Source organism: Kitasatospora sp. RG8 (assembly GCF_017813315.1).
GTDB lineage: Bacteria > Actinomycetota > Actinomycetes > Streptomycetales > Streptomycetaceae > Kitasatospora.
In genome coordinates this window covers 42,425-61,467 of record NZ_JAGIYX010000019.1, presented here as the reverse complement: position 1 = coordinate 61,467, position 19,043 = coordinate 42,425, and the positions used below count along the sequence as shown (strand labels likewise).

12 protein-coding genes are annotated in these 19,043 nt (G+C 75.0%); 5 read left to right on the top strand and 7 right to left on the bottom strand.

The features are described 5' to 3' along the window. The 3 genes from J5Y04_RS25745 to hemA all read right to left on the bottom strand — a co-directional run bounded on the left by J5Y04_RS25745 (position 1) and on the right by hemA (position 6,599). Positions 1-4,320, bottom strand: coding sequence for a non-ribosomal peptide synthetase (locus J5Y04_RS25745; protein ID WP_209414713.1), 4,320 nt, complete (start codon positions 4,318-4,320; stop codon positions 1-3). A 56-nt stretch (positions 4,321-4,376) separates the two neighbouring features. After that, positions 4,377-5,186, bottom strand: coding sequence for a 2OG-Fe(II) oxygenase (locus tag J5Y04_RS25740; protein WP_209414711.1), 810 nt, complete (start codon positions 5,184-5,186; stop codon positions 4,377-4,379). Positions 5,187-5,333: 147 nt separating this feature from the next. Beyond that, a complete protein-coding gene (hemA, locus tag J5Y04_RS25735; RefSeq protein ID WP_307853288.1) occupies positions 5,334-6,599 on the bottom strand; it encodes a 5-aminolevulinate synthase in 1,266 nt (421 codons plus the stop codon). Positions 6,600-6,866: 267 nt separating this feature from the next. On the opposite strand from hemA, the gene J5Y04_RS25730 reads away from it, so the two are divergent. Further along, positions 6,867-8,525, top strand: coding sequence for a long-chain fatty acid--CoA ligase (locus J5Y04_RS25730; RefSeq protein ID WP_245205437.1), 1,659 nt, complete (start codon positions 6,867-6,869; stop codon positions 8,523-8,525). Between the two features lie 110 nt (positions 8,526-8,635). On the opposite strand, the gene J5Y04_RS25725 is transcribed toward J5Y04_RS25730, so the two are convergent. Then, positions 8,636-10,291 (bottom strand): AfsR/SARP family transcriptional regulator, encoded by a 1,656-nt coding sequence (locus tag J5Y04_RS25725; protein ID WP_209414706.1) that lies wholly within the window; start codon positions 10,289-10,291, stop codon positions 8,636-8,638. A gap of 398 nt (positions 10,292-10,689) precedes the next feature. On the opposite strand from J5Y04_RS25725, the gene J5Y04_RS25720 reads away from it, so the two are divergent. From J5Y04_RS25720 to J5Y04_RS25710, 3 genes are read left to right on the top strand one after another with little or no spacing between them, the layout of a single operon-like run. Further along, complete coding sequence (locus J5Y04_RS25720) at positions 10,690-12,240, top strand: sodium:solute symporter (RefSeq protein WP_209414704.1); 1,551 nt, start codon at positions 10,690-10,692, stop codon at positions 12,238-12,240. Then, complete coding sequence (locus tag J5Y04_RS25715) at positions 12,233-12,853, top strand: SigE family RNA polymerase sigma factor (protein WP_245205435.1); 621 nt, start codon at positions 12,233-12,235, stop codon at positions 12,851-12,853. The genes J5Y04_RS25720 and J5Y04_RS25715 overlap by 8 nt, the downstream gene beginning before the upstream one ends. A 2-nt stretch (positions 12,854-12,855) precedes the next feature. Then, complete coding sequence (locus J5Y04_RS25710; protein WP_209414699.1) at positions 12,856-13,134, top strand: hypothetical protein; 279 nt, start codon at positions 12,856-12,858, stop codon at positions 13,132-13,134. 133 nt (positions 13,135-13,267) lie between these two features. On the opposite strand, the gene J5Y04_RS25705 is transcribed toward J5Y04_RS25710, so the two are convergent. Continuing rightward, the gene (locus J5Y04_RS25705) at positions 13,268-14,296 is read right to left on the bottom strand and encodes a hypothetical protein (RefSeq protein WP_245205434.1); all 1,029 of its coding nucleotides are present in this window, start codon (positions 14,294-14,296) and stop codon (positions 13,268-13,270) included. Between the two features lie 101 nt (positions 14,297-14,397). Here J5Y04_RS25705 and J5Y04_RS25700 point away from each other — a divergent pair, with 101 nt between their 5' ends. Then, complete coding sequence (locus tag J5Y04_RS25700) at positions 14,398-15,054, top strand: TetR/AcrR family transcriptional regulator (RefSeq protein WP_209414697.1); 657 nt, start codon at positions 14,398-14,400, stop codon at positions 15,052-15,054. Between the two features lie 147 nt (positions 15,055-15,201). Here the strand turns inward: J5Y04_RS25700 and J5Y04_RS25695 are convergent, their stop codons facing one another. Both J5Y04_RS25695 and J5Y04_RS25690 read right to left on the bottom strand, forming a co-directional pair. Further along, positions 15,202-16,029 (bottom strand): MBL fold metallo-hydrolase, encoded by an 828-nt coding sequence (locus J5Y04_RS25695; RefSeq protein WP_209414696.1) that lies wholly within the window; start codon positions 16,027-16,029, stop codon positions 15,202-15,204. Between the two features lie 121 nt (positions 16,030-16,150). Next, the gene (locus J5Y04_RS25690) at positions 16,151-19,015 is read right to left on the bottom strand and encodes a BTAD domain-containing putative transcriptional regulator (RefSeq protein ID WP_209414695.1); all 2,865 of its coding nucleotides are present in this window, start codon (positions 19,013-19,015) and stop codon (positions 16,151-16,153) included. Between the last annotated feature and the right edge of the window lie 28 nt (positions 19,016-19,043).

Sequence of the window (19,043 nt, the reverse complement as noted above, 5' to 3'; positions counted from 1 at the left end):
TTACCCCTGCTTTCGGTCGGCGAGGGAGATCTCGCCCTGTTCGATCAGGCCGGTGAAGTACTGGCGCAGCCAGGCGCGTTCGGGCGTCGGGAACTCCACGTCGAGGTGGGCGAGGAGACGCCGGGTGCGGGTGTGGTCGTACCGGACGTTGCGCTCGGGCCGGCTCGCCCAGAAGTGCGCGAGCGTGACCTGCTCGTCGCGCTCCGCGAGGTGGCGCCCGAACAGCGAGGCGAAGTCGGGTGCCTCGTCCTCGGCCAGCGGGCAGCCGAGTTCGCGCAGCACGGCGAAGACGTCCTCGTAGCGGACCTCGTGCGGGGTGTCGACGTGGAAGGTGCCGTTGCGGACGCGCTCGCTGCGGGAGATCTCGAGGATGCCCCCGGCCACCACGTCCACCGGGCTGAGCGCCAGGGTCCGGTGGCCGACCTGCGGCACCCGTCCGATCCGCACGGCGGCGCGCAGGAGTTGGACCAGCCGGTTGTCGCCCCCGTTGCGCTGGAACCGGCCGGACTCCGAGTGGCCGGAGACGTTGCCGGAGCGGTAGATGAACCCGCCGCCGCCGGCCGCGGTGAAGGCGTGGACCAGCCGCTCGGCGTCGAACTTGCTGCGCTCGTACTCGTTCAGGAACCGCTGTCCGACGTTCAGGCTCTCCTCGGAGAAGACCACCTCCTCGCCGTCCGGTCCCTCGCCGCAGACGGCGAGGGTGGAGGCGTAGTGCAGGTCCTTGGGGCGGCCGGTGGAGGCCAGTTCGACCAGGGCCCGCAGCGGCTCGACGTTCAGCCGGTCGAAGGTCTCGCGGTCGCCGAACAGGCGGGTGTCGGCGGCGAGGTGGTAGATCGCGCCGATCTCGCGGCGCAGCCGCTCGTGCTCCTCACGGGTGAGGCCCAGGTGGGGCTCGGCGAGGTCGCCGGCCGTCACCGTGAAGCGGCCGGCGTACCGGTCGAGGTCCTCGCCGGGCAGGTGCCAGGCGTAGGCGTCGCGCAGCCGCTCGGCGGCGGACCGGCCGTCCCGGCCGCGGACCAGGCAGTGGACGTGGCCCGTGGTGCGGGTCAGCAGGAGGTGGAGCAGGTGGGCGCCGATGAAGCCGGTGGCGCCGGTGAGCAGGACGCTGTCGTACTCCCGCACCGAGTCGGCCGGCGGCTCGCAGTGCAGGGCGCGCGGCACCTGGGCGAGCAGGCCGGTGCTGGAGCCGTGCTCCACCACGAACTGGGCCTCGGCGCAGGGGAGTCCGGCGGCCGCCAGCAGGTGGGCCCGGGTGGTGCGGGCCAGCGTGAGCACCTGCGCCGGGGAGTGACGCCGGGGGGAGTAGGACAGGTCGGCGACCAGTTGTCCGTCGTGGATGCGGGCGGTGAGCTTGAGGCCGTGGCCGCGGTCGTTCTCCGGGCCGCGCACCGGCCCCAGCTGCCGCCGCGAGGGCGTGAGGCGCAGGTCGTCGCCGTGCGGCAGGGCGAGCGTGCCGAGGTAGTTGAAGCAGACGTCGGTGCGCTGGGGCCGGTCGTGCAGGCCGTAGGCGACGCCGTAGCGGGGGATGTCGGCCAGGGCCGCGGCGGCGGCCTTGCCGGTGGCGGCGGCGTCGTCGGCGACGGTGTCGATCCGGACGGGGAAGGTCGAGGTGAACCAGCCCACCACACGGGAGACTTCGAGGGAGTCGTCGAGCGACACCCGGCCGTGGCTCTCGACGTCCACCACGACCTCGTCGGTGTCGCGCAGGAGGGCGAGCGCCTGGGCGAAGGCCCCGAGCAGGGCGGCGTGCGGGGGCATGCCGGTGCTGGCCGCGGCGCTGTGTGCCAGGGCGCCGGTCTCGGCACGGGAGAGCCGGAACCAGACCGCCTCGGCGTCCCCCTCGCGGTTGTCGCCGGCCGCGGACCGGGCCGCCGTCTCGGGGAGGCGGTCGAGGCCGTCCCAGTGGGCGAGGTCGGTGCGCAGGGCGGGGGCCTGGGCGCGCAGGTGGGTGGCCCAGGCGCCGAAGTCGGTCGCCGCGGCCGCGGTGGCGGGTGTGCCGCCGCGGATCCGCTCGCTGTAGCAGCGGCTGAGGTCGTTGACGAGGATGCGCCAGGAGACGGCGTCGACGCAGAGGTGGTGGCCGACCAGCAGCAGGTGGGCGCGGGTGGCGCCGTGGAACAGGTGGGCCTGGAAGAGCGAGCCGTCGGCGACGCGGATCCGGCGCTGGCAGGCGGCGGCGGTCTCCCGGACGTGGTGGGCGGCCGCGGTCTCGTCCTCGGGCAGGACCGAGCTGGTGAACGCGGCGGGAGGCTGGGCGGCCACCCGGCGCCAGGCGGTGCCCTCGGGCCGGAACGCGGTGCGCAGGAGGGGGTGCAGGGCGACCACGTCCGCGACGGCGGCGGCCAGGCCGGCCGGCTGGACGGACGGGTCGGTGTCCAGCAGCAGGGCCTGGTTCCACTGGTCGGGCTGGGCGAACTCCTGCCGGAAGAACCACGCCTGGGCGGGCGACAGCGCGGTGTCGTCCGTCTCCGCGGGGGTGGCGGCCGGGTGTCCGGCGGGCCGGTCGCTCCGGCCGGCCCGGAGCCGGGCGGCCAGGGCGGCGGCGGTGGGTTCGGCCAGGAAGGCGGCGGCCGAGACCCGGTGGCCCTGCGCCTGGAGGTCGGCGATCACCTGGATGGCGTCGATGGAGTTCCCGCCGGCCAGCGTGAAGTCGTCGTGGATGCCGAAGTCGTCGTGGCCGAGCTGGCGCCGCCAGGCCTCGCAGACCTCGGCCAGCAGCGGGTCGTCGGTGGCGCGGGCCTGTTCGGACCGGTCGGCGAGCCGGCTCTCGACCAGCCGTCGCAGCGCCGCCTGGTCGGTCTTGCCGTTGCCCGTGCGGGGGAAGGCGTCGAACACCTCGATCCGCTGGGGGATCATGTAGGAGGGCAGGAGTTCGCGCAGCCGGGCGCGCAGGTCGCCGGCCCCGGCGGCGGGCGCCGCGACGGCTGCGACCAGCCGCTTGCGCTCCCCGGGGAGCAGTAGCGCGAGCGCGTCGGTGACGGCCGGCAGACGGCGCAGTCCGGCCTCCACGTGGCCGAGTTCGACCCGGTAGCCGCCGACCTTGACCTGGCGGTCGCCGCGGCCGAGGAACTCCAGTACGCCCCGGTCGTCGGCGCGGACCCGGTCGCCGGTGCGGTAGGCGCGGCCGGCCCCGGGGGAGGCGGTGTCGAGCTCGGTGGTGAAGGCCGCGGCGGTGGCCTGCGGGTTGTCCCGGTAGCCGAGGGCGACCGAGGGGCCGGTGATGTACAACTCGCCGGTGGCGCCGCTGCGGTGGAACGTGCCGTCCGGGGTGCGGACGTAGAGCCCGGTCGCCCCGAGCGGGCTGCCGATGGGGACCGAGGCGGCGTCGCCCAGGGCGTCGAGGCCGGCCTCGCCGGTGAGCAGGTGCGTCGCGACGCCCACCGTCGCCTCGGTCGGCCCGTAGTGGTTGACGAGGGTGCGGGTGACGCCGGAGGCGAGGATCCGGCGGGCCAGCGGCACCGGCAGCAGTTCGCCGCCGAGCAGCAGGTACCGCAGGGCGGGCCGGGAGGCGGCGTCCAGCCCGAAGGCCTGGAAGAGCACGGTCCAGTGCGAGGGCGTGGTCTTGACGACGTCGATCCGCTCCGTCCGCAGGTACCGGAGCAGTCCGGCTGGGTCGCGCCGGGTGGACTCGTCGACCAGGTGCAGGGTGCCGCCGGTCCACAGCGCGAGGAAGACGCAGGTGTTGCCGAGGTCGGCGGCGAGCGTGGTGACGTGCGCGTACCGCAGTGGCTCGGTGATGCGGAGGCGGTCGAGCAGGGATTCCGTGTAGTGCCGGATGTTCCGGTGGGTGACCATGACGCCCTTGGGCACCCCGGTGGAGCCGGAGGTGTAGAGGACGTACGCGGTGTCGTCCTCGCCGGGTGCGGGGCGGGCGGCCGGCCCGGCGGGCCCGTCCTCGTCCGCGTGCCGCTCCCGCGCGTCCTGCCCGCCCGGGGCCCGCGGCCCGTCGAGGACCTCCTGCACGTCCAGGACGTCGAGGCCGCGCCGGTGCAGGTCCGCCCGGTACGCGGCGGAGGTGAGCACCAGGTCGAGGCCGGCCGCCAGGCCTCCCGCGTTCCTGGTGGCGGGTTCGGCCGGGTCGATCACCGTGTACGCCGCGCCCGCCCCCAGCACGGCCAGGACGGCCGCCACCGCGTCGGGGGTGCGGTCGAGGTGGACGCCGACGAGGTGGCCACGGCCGATGCCCCGGTGGCACAGGCGTCGGATCAGCCGGGCGACTCTGTCGTCGAGTTGGGCGTAGGTCAGGCTGTTCTGACCCACCGCGACGGCCGTTCGGTTCGGATGAGCCTTCGCGTGCGCGTGAACCAGCGCCGGGAGCATCTGCCGTAGTCCTCTGCGTGTCGACTCTTGCTCGATGGACGGACGGGGAGCCGGGGTCAGCTCCAGAAGAGCAGCGGTTCCTGCGGGCCCTTGGTGGCGATGAAGGCGGCCGCGCCGACGCGGTGCTCGCCCTGGCCGGAGGTGACCGCGTGCAGCATGCGGGGGCTGAAGATGATGAGGTCGCCGGCCTCCGGGTGGATCTCGACCACCGGCGCCTCGACGGAGTCCCGCTCCAGGCCCTCGACCTCCAGGATGACCTTGGTCTCCTCGGGGGTGGGCTCGCGCAGCCACAGCTGGAGGTTGCCGCCCTCCTTCGGCACCTGGAGGTAGATGTTGGCGACCAGCTGGTTGAGCACGCCCGCGATCTCGGGGGCGTCGGTCTCCTGGTCGATCGCGTCGTTGTGCGGGTAGAACTCCGAGGTGGTGGGCTGGAAGACCCGGAAGGCGCCCACGAAGCAGGCCCGGCCGCGCAGTCGCAGCAGGTTGGCCCCGGACGGCCAGAGCTCCTGGAGCTGGAGGCGGACCCGGTCGACCGGCGAGAGGTAGGGGTGGAACATCGAGCGGACGTCCTCGATCGCCGGCAGGGCGGCGTCGTGGTACTGCCGGGTGAGGTCCTCGTCCCACTTGGTGTCGATGTGCGGCATGTAGACGCGGCCGACGCTGCTGGTGTGCTGCTTGTGGTAGTGGCCGAGCGCCTGGTGGTTGATCGCCTTCTGGGCGACCTCCTTGGCGATCTCGACGGGGTAGTAGCCGCGCACGTGGATCGCGCCGATCTCGCGGTTGGCCAGCTGGAGCAGGCTCTCGGTGGTGAGCTCGTCAGCGATCTTGTTGGTCGCCGACCTGACGACCGGGGTGGTGACGGTCACGGATGTGCTCCTCTTGGTGGACGGGAACGGGTTGGTGCAGGCGTGGGACGGTGCGGTCGTGGACGCGGCGGCCCGCCGTGGTGGCGCGGTGTGGTGGTGTGCTGCGGCGCGGCCGGCGCGGGCGGTCCGGCCCGGACCCGGGCGGGGTCAGGCCGCGTGGCCGGGCAGGCCCTCGGTGCGCGGGGAGCCGGCGTGCGGCCCGTCGGCGCGCGGGGCGTCGAGGTCGCGCCAGACCGTGTCGAGGGCGTCGACGAGCCGGCGGACGTCCTCGGGCCCGTGCACGGCGGACGGCGCGATCCGCAGGATCTCCTCGCCGGGCCGCACGCTCGGTGCGTTGATCGGCTGGATGTAGTCGCCGTGGCGTTGCAGCAGGAGGGCGGACGCCTTCCGGCAGAGCTCGTCCTCGCCCACGAGGACGGAGACGATGTGCGACCGGTCCGAGAGGAAGGGGATCCGGCGTTCCGTCAGGAGGCGGTGCAGCAGCTGCGCGTTCCGCCGCAGGGCGTCCCGCTCCGACTCCGACGTCCTGAGGTGGCGCACGGCGGCGAGCGCGGCCGCCGCCACCGCGGGCGGCAGCGAGGTGGTGAAGATGAACGGGCGGGACAGGCCGCGGACGGCGTCGACCAGCGCCGCCGGTCCGGCGATGTAGCCGCCGCTCACGCCGAACCCCTTGGCCAGGGTGCCCATCACGACGGTGAACTCGTCCGCGAGCCCGGCCTCGGCCGCCAGCCCGGCGCCCTGGGGGCCGTACATCCCCACGGCGTGCACCTCGTCCAGGTAGGTCGTCGCGCCGTGCCGCCGGGCAGTCGCGGCGACCTCGGCGAGCGGTGCGACGTCCCCGGACATCGAGTAGACCGACTCCAGGACGACCAGCGTCGGCCGGTCCGGCCCGGCCTCGGCCAGCAGTTCGTCGAGATGACCGGCATCGTTGTGCCGGAATATCCGCTTGGCCGCGCCACTGTGCCGGATTCCGTCGATGATGGACGCGTGGTTCAGCTCGTCCGAGAAAACAACGCAGTCGTCGGGAATTCCGGCCAGTACGGCGAGAGCGCCGTCGTTGGCGGTATATCCGGACGTGAAGAGAAGCGCCTCCTCCTTGCCGTGCAGATCGGCCAGCTCCCTTTCCAGGAGCACGTGCTGGTGGTTGGTCCCGGCGATGTTCCGGGAGCCTCCCGAGCCCGCGCCGAACCGGCCCGCGGCCTGCTGCATGGCCGCGACCACGGCGGGGTGCTGACCCATGCCGAGATAGTCGTTGCTGCACCAGACGTTGACCTCGGAGACGCCGCCGGCCGGGTCCGGAGCGGTCGTCGCGGCCGGGAAGCGGCCGGCGACCCGGCCGATCTCCAGGAACTCCCGGCCTCGCCCGGACGGATCCGCCAGGCGCTGCGAAAAGAAGTCGAAATGCCGGTTCACGAAATCACCCCCCCTGTCTGACTTTCGTTTCCACGAAGCGCCGCCGGTCGGTGACCCCGGCTCACCACAAGCTAGGCGACGCCCGTCGGGACTGTCCAGGGAGATCGCTATCCGCATTTCCACTGCCCGGTAACCGGCGGTCCACCAGCCGCGCCACTGCCTGTCCGGTTTCCCGGCGATTACCGGGCAGTGGACGAAGTTCCGGTGCGTCCGAACAGGCCGTGCGATGCTTTTCCGGGTGCGCCGCGCGCCCGACGGGAGGCTGTGATGCGCGTGGAGTCCGACGGAATGCTCTCGGTGGCGGCGGTGCTCGCCGAGTCGGCCCTGCGGCGGCCGGACCACCCGGCCGTCGTCCACGAGGGGCGGGAGCTGCGCTACGGCGAGCTCTGGGAACGGGCACGGCGCCATGCGGCCGTGCTGCGCGCCGCCGGCACCCGCCCCGGAGACCGGGTCGCCCTGCTGCTGACCGACACCCCGCACTTCCCGGCGGTGTACTTCGGCGTGCTGGCGCTGGGCGCGGTCGTCGTCCCCGTCCACCCGCTGCTGCGCGCCGGGCAGATCGCGCACGTGCTCCGGGACAGCGGCGCGCGGACGCTGGTCTGCTCGGCGGCGATGCTGCCGCAGGCCCTGACGGCGGTGCGCGATGCGACGGCCGAACCGGGGCCGCCGGTGGTGGTGTTCGCGCTGGACGACGCCCCACCGGCGGTCGCCGGGGGGCCGGGCCCGGGCCGCCCGGCCGCCGGCCCGCACGGAACCCCGCCGGAGCCGGCCGGCGAGCGGACCGACGGCGTGCCGAGGATCGACCTGCTCGCCGCGCGGGCCGAACCCGTCGAGGGGTACCTGCCGCGGGCCCCCGGGGACGTCGCCGTCATCCTCTACACCTCCGGGACCACCGGGCGGCCCAAGGGCGCCGCGCTCACCCACCTCAACATCGTCATGAACCTCATGACGACCGCGCGTTCCCCCTTCGACATGGGCCCCGGGGACCGGCTGCTGGGCTGTCTGCCGCTCTCCCACACCTTCGGCCAGCTCTGCGGGATGGGCGTGTGCTTCCTGGCCGGGGCCACCCTGGTGCTGATGTCCCGGTTCGAGGCCCGGCGGGCGGTCGAGCTGATGGCGGCCCACGACTGCACGGTGTTCATGGGCGTGCCCACGATGTACCTGGCCCTGCTGGAGGCGGTCGCGGCGGACCCCGGGGGCCCGCGCCCCCGGCTCGACCGCGCCTACTCGGGCGGCTCGGCGCTCCCGGTGAAGGTGCTGGAGGAGGTGCAGGAGGTGTTCGGCTGCACCGTCTACGAGGGGTACGGCCTGACCGAGACCTCCCCGGTCGTGGCCTACAACCAGAAGGCCGGGCCGACCAGGCCCGGGACGGTGGGGCGGCCGGTCTGGGGCGTCGAGGTGGGGATCGCCCGGCCGGACGTCGAGGGCCGGATCGAGCTGCTGCCCGGCGCCGCCGTGGGCGAGGTCGTGGTCCGGGGTCACAACGTGATGGCGGGCTACCACGGCCGGCCGGACGCGACCGCCGAGGTGCTGGTCGACGGCTGGTTCCGCACCGGGGACCTCGGCAGGGTCGACGCCGATGGCTGCCTGACGATCGTCGACCGCAAGAAGGACCTCGTCGTGCGCGGCGGCTACAACGTCTATCCGCGCGAGGTGGAGGAGGTGCTGGTGCACCACCCGGCCGTCGCCCGGGTCGCGGTGATCGGGGTGCCGGACCGGGTCCACGGCGAGGAGGTGTGCGCGGTCGTGGTGCCCGGGCCCGGCAGGGTGGCGGACGCGGCCCTCGCCGCGGAGATCACGGCGTGGGCCCGGGAGCGGATCGCCGCCCACCAGTACCCGCGACGCGTCGAGTTCCTGCCCGAACTGCCGCTCGGGATCAGCGGGAAGGTGCTCAAACGGGAGCTGGCCGCACGGTTCGGGTCGTGAACCGTACGGCGTCCGGACCGCCGCCCCCCGCGGGCGGCCGCCCTCCCCGCGGCGCGCCCGCCGCGGGCCGGCCCGGGCCGCCGTCCCCCGGCGACCCGCCCGGCCCGGGGTCAGGCCGCCGAGAGCGGTTCCAGCGTGATGGTCGTGGACGAGGGGGCGGTGTCGTCCGGGCCCGGCCGGCGGATCGCCAGCTCCGGCCCGGCCAGCTCCGGCCGGGCGGTGACGATCACCAGCAGCGACAGCGGACCCGGGGTGTGGACCGCGTCGCCGAGCGAGGCGAGCACCGGGTCGTCGCCCCGGTGCAGGTCCTCCAGCACGACCACCAGCGGCTGGCCGGCCGCCGCCCGTTCGAGCGCGCTGTGCAGCCCGCCGGAGGCCTGCTCCCGGGGCCGCGCGACCGAGTCGGCGCTCCAGAGCGTCGCCACGCCGTCCTGCCGGAGGCTGTCGCCGAAGTCGGTGACCAGCCCGCTCTTCCCGGTGTCCCGGTTGCCGAGGATGGTCACCACATGGGGTTTGCGTTTGCGCCGCACCAGGGTCAGCAGGCTGCGCAGCAGCTCCAGTTCGGCGACCCGGTCGGGCGAGCGCAGTGCCGCGGCCTGCGGCCGGCCGATGCCCTGCGGTGGCGGTACGGCGCCCTGCTGAGGCACGGCGCCCCGGGGCGGCACGACGGTGCTGCGCAGCGGGGCGCGGCCGGGTTCGGTGCAGTAGGGGGTGACCGGGCGCCCCACCGGGACGCTCCGGCGGGGCGCCCGGGCGGCCGGGCCGGCGGGTGCCGTGGGCAGGTCGAGGGAGGGGTCGTGACGCAGGATCGCCCGGTAGAGGTCCTGGAGCTCCGGGCCGGGCTCCAGGCCGAACTCGTCCAGCAGCCGGGGCCTGAGCCGCCGGTAGACGCCCAGCGCCTCCACGTGGCGGCCGCAGCGGTAGAGCGCCAGCATCAGCAGCCGGCACAGCCGCTCCCGGGGGGCGGCCAGGGCGACCTCGGCCTCCAGCTCGGCCATCACCTCGTGGTGGCGGCCGCTGTCCAGCTCGGCCTCGAAGTAGTCCTCCAGGGCCGCCATCCGGGAGTTGCGCAGGGCGGCCAGCTCCGGCCAGTCGATGCCGGTCTCGGCGAGGTCCTCCAGGACGGGCCCGCGCCAGCAGTCCAGCGCCGTTCGCAGCAGCCGGGCGGCGTCACCGGGCGAGCCGGAGACCAGGGCCGCCCGTCCGTCCTGGAGGAGGGACTGGAAGTGCGCCAGGTCGATGTGGTCGGCGTCGATCCGCAGCATGTACCCGGGTGCCCGGCTGACCAGTTCGGCCGCGCGCGGGTCGACCCGGGCGCGGGCCAGCAGGCCGCGCAGCCCCGACACGGCGTTCTGCAGCATCTTCCGCGCGGTCGGCGGGGCCTCCTGCGGCCACATCGCCTTCAGCAACTGGTTGGTCGAGACCACCCGGTTCGCGTGGAGCAGCAGGAACCCGAGCGTGGTCCGCTGGATGACGCCGCCCAGCGGCAGCGCACGGCCGTGGTGGACCACCTCCAGGGGCCCCAGCAGCCGGAACACGACCTGCTCCGCCGCCGGGGCGGAGGCGGGCGCGGCCGGCCCGCCCGGCCCCGGGCGTCCGGTGCGGTCGTACGGCCGGTCCGCCGGGGGCTCCGGCGCGAGCAGGGACCGGCTCGGACCGCCCGGGGCGGCCTGGGCCGCACGGCGGTTCCCGGTGGGAAGGGAGCGCAGCCGCAGCGGGTCGGCACCGTTGTCGCGAATGTCTTGAAAGTTGTCAGAAAGGGGCATCCCGCACTCCGGTCGGATATTCGGAAAGGGTCCTCCGCATGAGCGCCGGCTCCAGGTGGCGGACCGGCGCACCGTCCCCGTCGACCTTCCACGAGGTTCGTCGCCGGCCGTCCGGGCTGACCCGGTGGGGCCGGCGCAAGGCTCCGCCTCACAGGGGAGTTGCGTACGCCCGACGCTCGGTTTACCCGGGCGACCGTATTGACCGGGTGATCTGCGTCACACCCGCGAGGGGCGGGCCGTTGCCGGAAGCCGGGGCAATCCGGCGCATTCCGGGGGATGGGGCGTCCACCACCTGGGAAGCGCACCCTGCTTTGTTGCGTCCGTCACGTGCTCGGATTACGGTCCTGTCGCATGAACATGACGAACGCCTGAACCGTACATGCAGACAAGGGCGGCAGATGTCCTCCATTGGTTCACTGGCCTCGTTCGCACTGCTCGTGGGAGGGGTCGCCGCCGCGGTGCGCGTCGCCGCACGGCGCTCCGACCCGCGCGAACTCCCCCATCCGGCGGGCTGGACGCTCGCCGGACGCAGGCTCGGCCCGGGCGGCACGGCCGTCCTGCTGGGCGGCACCGTCTACACCGCCTACACCGTGGTGGCCGTTCCCGGACTCACCTACGCCACCGGCGGGTTCGGGCTGTACGCCCTCGCCTACACCGTGCTGCTGCAGCCCGTCGCCCTGGTCGTCCTTCCCGCACTGCGCGAACTGGCCTCCCGCCACGGGCTGCTGACCGCGGCCGACCTCGCGCTCAACCGGCACGGGTCGCACGCGCTGGCACTCGCGGTCGCCCTCACCGGCATCCTCGCGGCGATGCCCTACCTCGTCCTCCAGGTGGTCGGGCTCGAAGCGGTCCTGCGCGTCATGGGGATCGACCCGCAGGGCCCCGCCGGACTGCTCGGCCTCGCCGGGGCGTTCGTGGTCCTCGCCCTCGTCCTCCTCCCCGGCGGGCTGCGGGCCTGTGCCCGGTTCGCGCGCTTCAAGGCCGTCCTGATCTTCGGCATGCTGGCCGTGGTGCTCCTGATGGCCACCCGCCGGACGGCCGGTCCCGGGCAGGTGTTCGCCGAGGCCGGCCGGCGGCTCTCCGCCGAGGGCCTCGGCTCCGTCGCCCCGCCCGGCTCCCAGGCCGCCTACCTGACGCTCGCCCTCGGTTCGGCGCTCGCCCAGCTGATGTACCCGCAGGTCCTCACCGTGTCCTTCGCCGCCCGCAGCACCGACGCGCTGCGCCGTGCCGTCCTCTCGCTGCCGCTGTGGACCGCCGCGCTGGGCCTCTTCGCCTACCTCGGCTTCGTCGCGCTCGCCCTCGACGTCCGCACCCCCGACGGGCACGCGGAGCTGGCCGTGCCGATGCTGCTCGACCGGCTCGACGCGCCCCCGGTCTCCGGACTGCTCCTCGGCGCACTGGCGATCGCGGCCCTGCTGCCGGCCGCCGTCATGGCCGTCGGGATCGCCACCCTCGTCGCGCGCAACATCTACGCCGAGTACTTCAACCCCACCGCCACCCCGAAGCACGAGGTCAGGGCGGCCGGCCTCGCCGCCGTCGTGATCATCACGGGCGCCCTCGCCTTCGCCCTCGCCCTCCACCCGCAGGACGCGATCAACCTCCACCTGCTCGGCGGGGTCTGGATCAGCCAGACCCTGCCCGCCGTCGGGCTCGCGCCGTTCACCCGCTGGTTCCACCACCGGGCCCTGCTCGCGGGGTGGGCGGTCGGCATGCTCGCGGGCACCGCGCTGGTGGTCAGCGGGGGCTTCTCCTCCGTCGTCGACGTCGGCCTCGGCCTCGTCCACCTCCCCGTGTACGTCGCCGTCACGGCACTCGTCGCCAACCTCCTCGTGGCGCTGGCCCTCACCCCCGTCCTCGACCGCGCCGGTGTGCCGCGGCGGACCGAGCAGCCCGAGGAGGACCGGGATGTCCAGCGCAGGGGCTCGCGATTCGCGGTGCGGGTTGATTGAAGAGGAGCCGGGGCCCGACCACCCCGCCCAGGCGTCCGACGGCACCCGCACGGCCGGTGACCAGGGGGGCGGGCCGCCGCACCGGGACCCGCCGGTCCCGCCGGACGGGTTCGACGCCGGCAACGCCGACCGGGACGCCGCCATCGCCCACCTCTTCGCCACCCACTACCACGGGCTCCTGCGGCTCGCCTTCCTGCTCGGCGCCGACGGGGACACCGAGGACGTGGTGGCCGAGGCCTTCTACCAACTGCACCGCCGCTGGGGCCGGCTGCGGACCCCGGACGCCGCGCTCGGCTACCTCCGCGGGACCGTCTGCAACATGGCCCGGATGCGGCTGCGCCACCTCCGCGTCGTCCGCAAGCACACCCACCACCACGTCGAGCGGCTGGAGCTGTCGGCCGAGACCCAGGCCCTCATCAGGGACGAACACCGTTTGGTGGCCAAGGCGTTGGCGGCCCTTCCGGCCCGGCAGCACCAGGTGCTCGTTCTGCGATACTGGCTCGACCTCAAGGAGGCCGAGATCGCCGAGATCATGGGCATCTCGCCGGGCGCCGTGAAGTCCCACGCCTCCAGGGGGATGGCGAGGCTGAGCAGGATCCTGAAGGGGGCCTAGGCATGGGCGCGTCCACCGAAGACCGGCTGCGTGCCGTCCTCGCGTCCCTCGCGGAGACCGTCGAGGAGCCCCCCGAGGACGCCTACCAGCGTGCCCGGCGGGCGTGGAACCGCTTCGAGCTCCGGCGCCGGGCGGTCATGGTCTCGACCGCCCTGCTGGTCGTCGCCGTCGCCTGCGCGATCGGCCTGTGGGCGCTGTCCGGCGCCTCGGCCGGGCAGCACGTCATCTTCGACGACCACACCCGCCGCCCCGGCACCCTCTTCCCGCCCGGGTCTCCGTAGTGCTCCAGCAGTCGATCGCGACCTGAGGCGGTGTTCTTCCGCGGCGGGTTCCGCGAACGCCGCCTCCACCCGCTCGGGATCCGCGCTGCGAGGCAGTGCGGATCCCGGGTCGTGGCCGCCGCGTGCGGGCCGGTCACCTCCGGTACCGCTGCGCCACCGCGGCGAAGGCGGCCTTGGGTTCCCAGTCCATGTCGGGGTAGGTCTGCCCCCGGCGCCCCCCTTCGAGGAGCTTGACGATGCCCAGGCCGGCCCGGTCCAAGTCGTCCCTGGGGTCGCCGTCGGGGCGGTGCGGGTAGCCGGGAAGGGCGAACAGGAACACGAACGCGCTGTCCACGCCCTCGGTCTCGAAGATCTCCAGCAGTTCGCTCAGATAGGCGGCCTGGCCGGCCTCGTCGCGCTCGTACACGCCGTCCAGTCGTGCAGGGGCCCTGGTCGCCGGGTCGTACTCGACCACGTCCAGCACCCGCCCGCCGCGGTCTCCCGCACCGCGGTAGGCCGCGGTGCCGAACCCGGTGATGGCGAGCGGCTTCGGGCCCCGTGCCAGGGTGCGTACCGCGTCCCGGAACCGGTCGGCGACCTCGGCGGAGCGGATCAGCTCGAACGTCGCGAAGTCGAAGGGGGTCCAGTCGACCTGTTCGAACTGGATGGACGCGTAGGTGAGCCTGCCCTTGAAGTGCTCGCGGACCGCGGCCGCGGCATCCCGGAGGAACGCGTTGATGCGCACGCCGAGCCCGTGCATCGCTTCGGCCCGCCGCTCGGGTCGTCCCATCAGCTGCCCGACTCGTTCCTCGGGGGTGTCTCCGGGCAGGAACCCGCGGTTCATCACGCTCAGCTCGACCCCTGTGACGAACACCACCGCGGCCCCCCGCCGCCGGAGCCGTTCCGCCCGCCCGGCGCAGTCGCGGAAGAGCGTGAGGATCTGCTCCGGATCCAGCTCCAGCGGATAGGGCGAGAACCAGACCTCCAGGCCGAGCTCGGCGGCCGCACCGGCGGCCAGCTCCAGTCGGTCCGGGTCACCGCCGATGATCTGGACCGCGTTGCAGTGCAGGTCGTCGCGGATGACGGCGAGCTCGCGGCGGACCACCGCGGGGTCGAAGTGTTCGCGGGATGTCCGACCGTGCACGACGAATCCCGTGTCGTAGGTCATTCCTCTTGCACGCATGGTGACGTCCTCTCCGTCGGTCTCGGGCGGGTCGAGGCTGACATGAAAAGTGCGCGCACGCAAGTTTGCGTGCGCGCAGGCCTGTGTGGAAGGCTGACACCGTGACGACACCACCGGCAGGGCTGCGGGAGCGGAAGAAACAGGCCACGCGCGTGGCGCTACGTGAGGCGGCCCTGCGCCTGGCCGTGGAGCGCGGGCCGGACCAGGTGCGGGTCGAGGACATCGCCGAGGCGGCCGGGGTCTCGCCGCGCACCTACAACAACTACTTCGCCAGCCGCGAGCAGGCGATCGTCTCCGCTGTCACCGCAGACCGGGAGACGCGGATCGCGGCGGCGGTCGCGGCCCGGCCCGCAGGAACGCGCCTGGCCGATGCCGTCACCGAAGCAGTGGTCGAGCAGTACACGAACACGGGTGAGCACGAGCACCGGGCGCTGCTGCTGATCACGACCCGGACCGCCCTGCGCGACGCGTTCCTCGACGCCACCGCCGGGATCGAGCCCCCTCTCACGGCGGTGATCGCCGAACGCCTGGGTGACGCCGGACCGCACACGGCGCGCGTTCTCGCGGCGAGCGTGGCCGCGGCGGTTCGCATCGCACTGGAAGGCTGGCTCCAGCCGGCCGGGAACGCCGGGAACGCCGGGGGTCCCGGCGTCGGAGGACTGGTCGTGCCCTCCGGCTCACTGCCCGACCGGCTCCGCGCGGCGCTGTCCCCGCTCGCGCCCGCGTTCGACGTCTCCGAGCGACGCACCCGGCCGTGAAGTCGACCCGCCCGGGGCGTCCGCTCGTCGAGGAGCGGATCCGGAAGCCGGTGCAGATGTCGCAATCCACACCGAGCCGGAAGGCCCTCACTCATTTCAAGATCACCACACAGTGAACCCCGTCACCAACCTCCGTGGTCAGTACACCTAGCCGGCCCGGTACGGGGCGAGGTCGGCGGGGTCGTGGGCGCAGATCAGACGTACCTCGTCCGGCCGGGTGCGGCGCAGCTCGCGCAGGCGCTCGCGGTTGTGCAGACGGGCGCGGTTGTCGACGGCCATCATGCGCTGGAAGGCCGTCAGCGCGGGCGGCCGGCGGGGGGAGGCGGGGTCGGTGTCGGTGCGCGAGAAGTAGGCGTCGCCGCAGTGGAGCAGCCAGCCGTCGGCGTCCCGGACGGCGACGCCGCAGTGGCCCCGGGTGTGCCCCGCCAGCGGGACGAGCAGGAGACCGGGCGCCTCGCGCGGCAGGATCGGGAGCGCCCGGAATCCGTACCAGTCCTCGGTGGCGGCGTCCGCCCGGTGCTCGGCCCAGCGCGGACCGTGGGCCCACTGGACCGGGCGGTAGCGGTCCCGCTCACCGCGGGTGGGCGGCGCCGTGGCGGCCCGCAGCTCGTCGGCGAGGACGTGGACCTCGGCGTGCGGGAAGTCGCCGATCCCGCCGGCGTGGTCGGGGTCGAGGTGGGTCAGCACGATGTGCCGGACGTCGCGCGGGTCGTGGCCGAGCGCGCGGACCTGGTGCAGAGCGGTGCGAGCGGGTTCGAGCCGGGGCCGCACGGTGCCGAGGAAGGCACGCCCGAGCCGGCGGGGGTCGGCGACATCGCCGGTCCCGAAGCCGGTGTCGACCAGGATCAGCCCCTCCGCCCCCTCCACCAGCAGGCAGTGGGCCGAGAGGTGCCCGACCAGCGGTCCGCCGGCGCCCAGCAGCAACCTGCCCCCGACCGGGCACATGGTGGCGCAGTCCAGGTGATGGATGGTCATGTCGTCTCCGGAGGGCTCGGGTTCGGGTTGGGGTCCAGGGTCGGGTTGGGGGTTCGGATTCGGGCTCAGGGTCGGGGTCGGGGCCCGGCCCAGGGTCGGTCGTCCGGGGCGGCGCACCGGCTCACGCGATCCGCATCCGGCGGCGGCCCCGGGGGTCGTCGGCCGCGGCGGCGGGTGGCGGTGCGAGCAGCCGGTCCAGCTCCTCGGCCGGTCGGGCGTCCCCGTGCGCGGTGTACAGCTCGCTCGCCGCCCGCAGGTGCTCGCGGGCCTCGTCGGCCCGGCCCGTCCCGGCCAGGAAACCGGCGAAGTGCCGCTGCGTCAGGGCGTGCAGCCGCACGTTCCCGGTCGACCGGCACAGCCGCAGCGCCTCCCGCCAGACCCGTTCGGCCGCCGTCCGCTCGCCCAGCGCCTGAAGGGCGAGGGCCTCGCTGACCATCGCCCAGAGATGGGCGTTGGCCGTCGGGTTGTCCGCCAGCAGGGCGCGGGTCTCCCGCGCGTGGTCCAGCGCCGCCGCCGGCTCGCCGAGGACGACCTTGACCGCCGCCGCGTTGCTGAGCACCGTGGCGGCGTGCTCGCGCAGCCCGCTCGCCCGGATCAGGTCGAGGGCGGCCTGCGAGAGCCGGTCGGCCCCGGCCGGGTCGCCGGACAGCGCGGCCATGGAGGCGCGTACCGAGAGGGCGTGGATGTGCAGGTCGCCGTCGTCCGGGGTGGTCCGGGCGACGGCCTGGGCGGCGAGCGGCAGCGCCTCGGCGACGTGTCCGGCGGAGCCGAGCGCGCAGGCCGTCGCCGCCTCCATGGCGGCGAGGCCCTCGCGGCCGCCGTCCAGCCGGGCGGCCCGCAGCCCGATCCGCAGGCAGCCGAGCCGGTCGGAGACGCGTCCGGCGCCGTAGTACAGGGTGGCCGTCACCCGGGCCAGGCGCCAGGCGCGTTCGTGCTCGCCGCGGTCGGTGGCGGCCGTCACCAGCGCGCGCAGCACCGGCTCCTCGGCGTGGCACCAGGCGAGCGTGGACGGCGCGTCGGCGAGCCGGGGCAGTGCCAGCGGCCCCGGCCCCGTCGGCCGGAACGGCTCGTGGAACGGGTTCATCCGCTGCACGGCCAGGCCGGCGGCGACCAGCTCGTAGTCGGCCAGGCTCCGGAACGCCTGCCGCCGGCGCCCCTCGGGAAGCCGCTCGAACAGCTCCGCGCCGTAGAGCCGGACGAGGTCGTGCCGGCCGAAGCGGCCGGGCGAGGGCTCGGTCAGCAGGTGGTGGGCGGTGAGCGGGCCGAGCGCCTGCCGGGCGGCAGCGGCGTCCGTGCCGAGCAGGGCGGCCGCCGCGTACGGGTCGGCCTCGGCGCCGGGGTGCACGGTCAGCAGTGCGAGCAGGCTCCGCGCGCCGTCCGGCAGGTGCGGGTAGGTCAGGGAGAGCGCCGTCCGGACACTGGTCACCCCGCCCGGGGTGCCCAGGGAGGCCAGCCGGGTCCGCTCGTCGGAGAGCTCCTCCACCAGGTCCGCGACCCGCCAACCGGGGCGGGCGGCGAGCCGGGCGGCCACGATGCGCAGCGCGAGCGGCAGCCGGTCGCAGAGCCCGACCAGCCGTCCGGCCGCGTCCGGCTCGGCCGCCACCCGCTCGGCCGTCAGCTGCCGCTCCAGCAGCCGGCGGGCGTCCCCGGCGGGCAGCGCGTCGAGCTGGAGCAGGGCGGCGCCGTCGGTGACCACCAGGTCCTCCAGGCTGTTCCGGCTGGTGACCACCGTGGCGCAGCCGGGCCCGGAGGGCAGCAGGCCGGCGACGTCGGCGACGCACCGGGCGTTGTCCAGCACGACGAGCAGCCGGCGCCGGCCGGTCTGCTCCCGGAAGAGCGCCGCCCGCGCGTCCCGCTCCTCGGGGATGGCCGTCTCGGGCACGCCCAGGGCCCGCAGGAAGCCCCCCAGCACCTGCCCGGGGTCGCCCGGACCGGCCGGGTCGAAGCCGCGCAGGTCCGCGAAGAGCCTGCCGTCCGGGAAGCCCGCCGCCGCGCGGTGCGCCCAGCGGACCACCAGCGCGGTCTTGCCCACGCCGGCCGGGCCGGCCACCACGGCCAGGCCGTCCCCGCTGCGGTCCGGGCCGCACTGCTGGTCCAGCCAGCCGTCCTCGGTCGCGCGGCCGACGAAACCCCGGGGCGGGGAGGGCAGTTGGCCGGCGACGGGCACGGGCACGGGCACGGCGGGCATGCCGGGGGCCCCGGTGGCGGGACCGGTGCCCTGGGCGGTGGGCCGGTCGGTGGGCGACTGTTCGGCGACCCGGTCGGCGGTCAGGACCGCGGTGAGGGCCGCCTGGAGCGCGGGGCCCGGCGTGACGCCCAACTCCTCGTCCAGCCGCACGCGGGTCCGGTGGTAGACGCGGAGCGCGTCCGGGCCGCGACCGCCCTGGTGCAGGCAGCGCATCAGCAGGGCTGTGGTGGGCTCGCGCAGCCCGTCCGCACGGACGCTCTGCTCCAGCGCGGGGACGGCCGTGTGGCCCTGCCCGAGCCGCAGCTGCCGCCCGGCCCACGCGGTCAGGGTCTCCGTGCGGGTGTCGTCGAGCCGGTCGGCCAGGGCGGCGCAGAGCGGGGTGGCCGGGAGGTCGGCGAGTGCCGCACCCCGCCAGAGCCGCAGCGCCTGCTGGAGCAGGGCGGCGGCGGCCGCGTCGTCGGCGGTCGTCGCGGCGCGTGCGGCCAGCGCCCCGGCGGCGAGCGCGTCCACCGCCCCGGGCTCGCCGGTCAGCTGGTAGCCGGGCGACCGGGTGAGCAGCGTGAACCCCGAACCGGCCAGGACCTTGCGCAGCGCCGCGACGTGCCCCTGCAAGGCCGCCCTCGCTCGGGTCGGCGGCGCGTCGGCCCAGAGCAGCTCGAAGAACCGCTCGACCGGCACCGCCCGCCCGAGTTCCAGCGCGAGCAGGGCGAGCACCGCCCGTCGCTGCGCGCCGCCGACCCCGGCGGCCTCGCCGTCCGCGAGCCGGAGCTCGACCGGGCCGAGCAGCCGTATCCCCATGTCCCGTCCCGCCTGTGCCGCCGTGTCC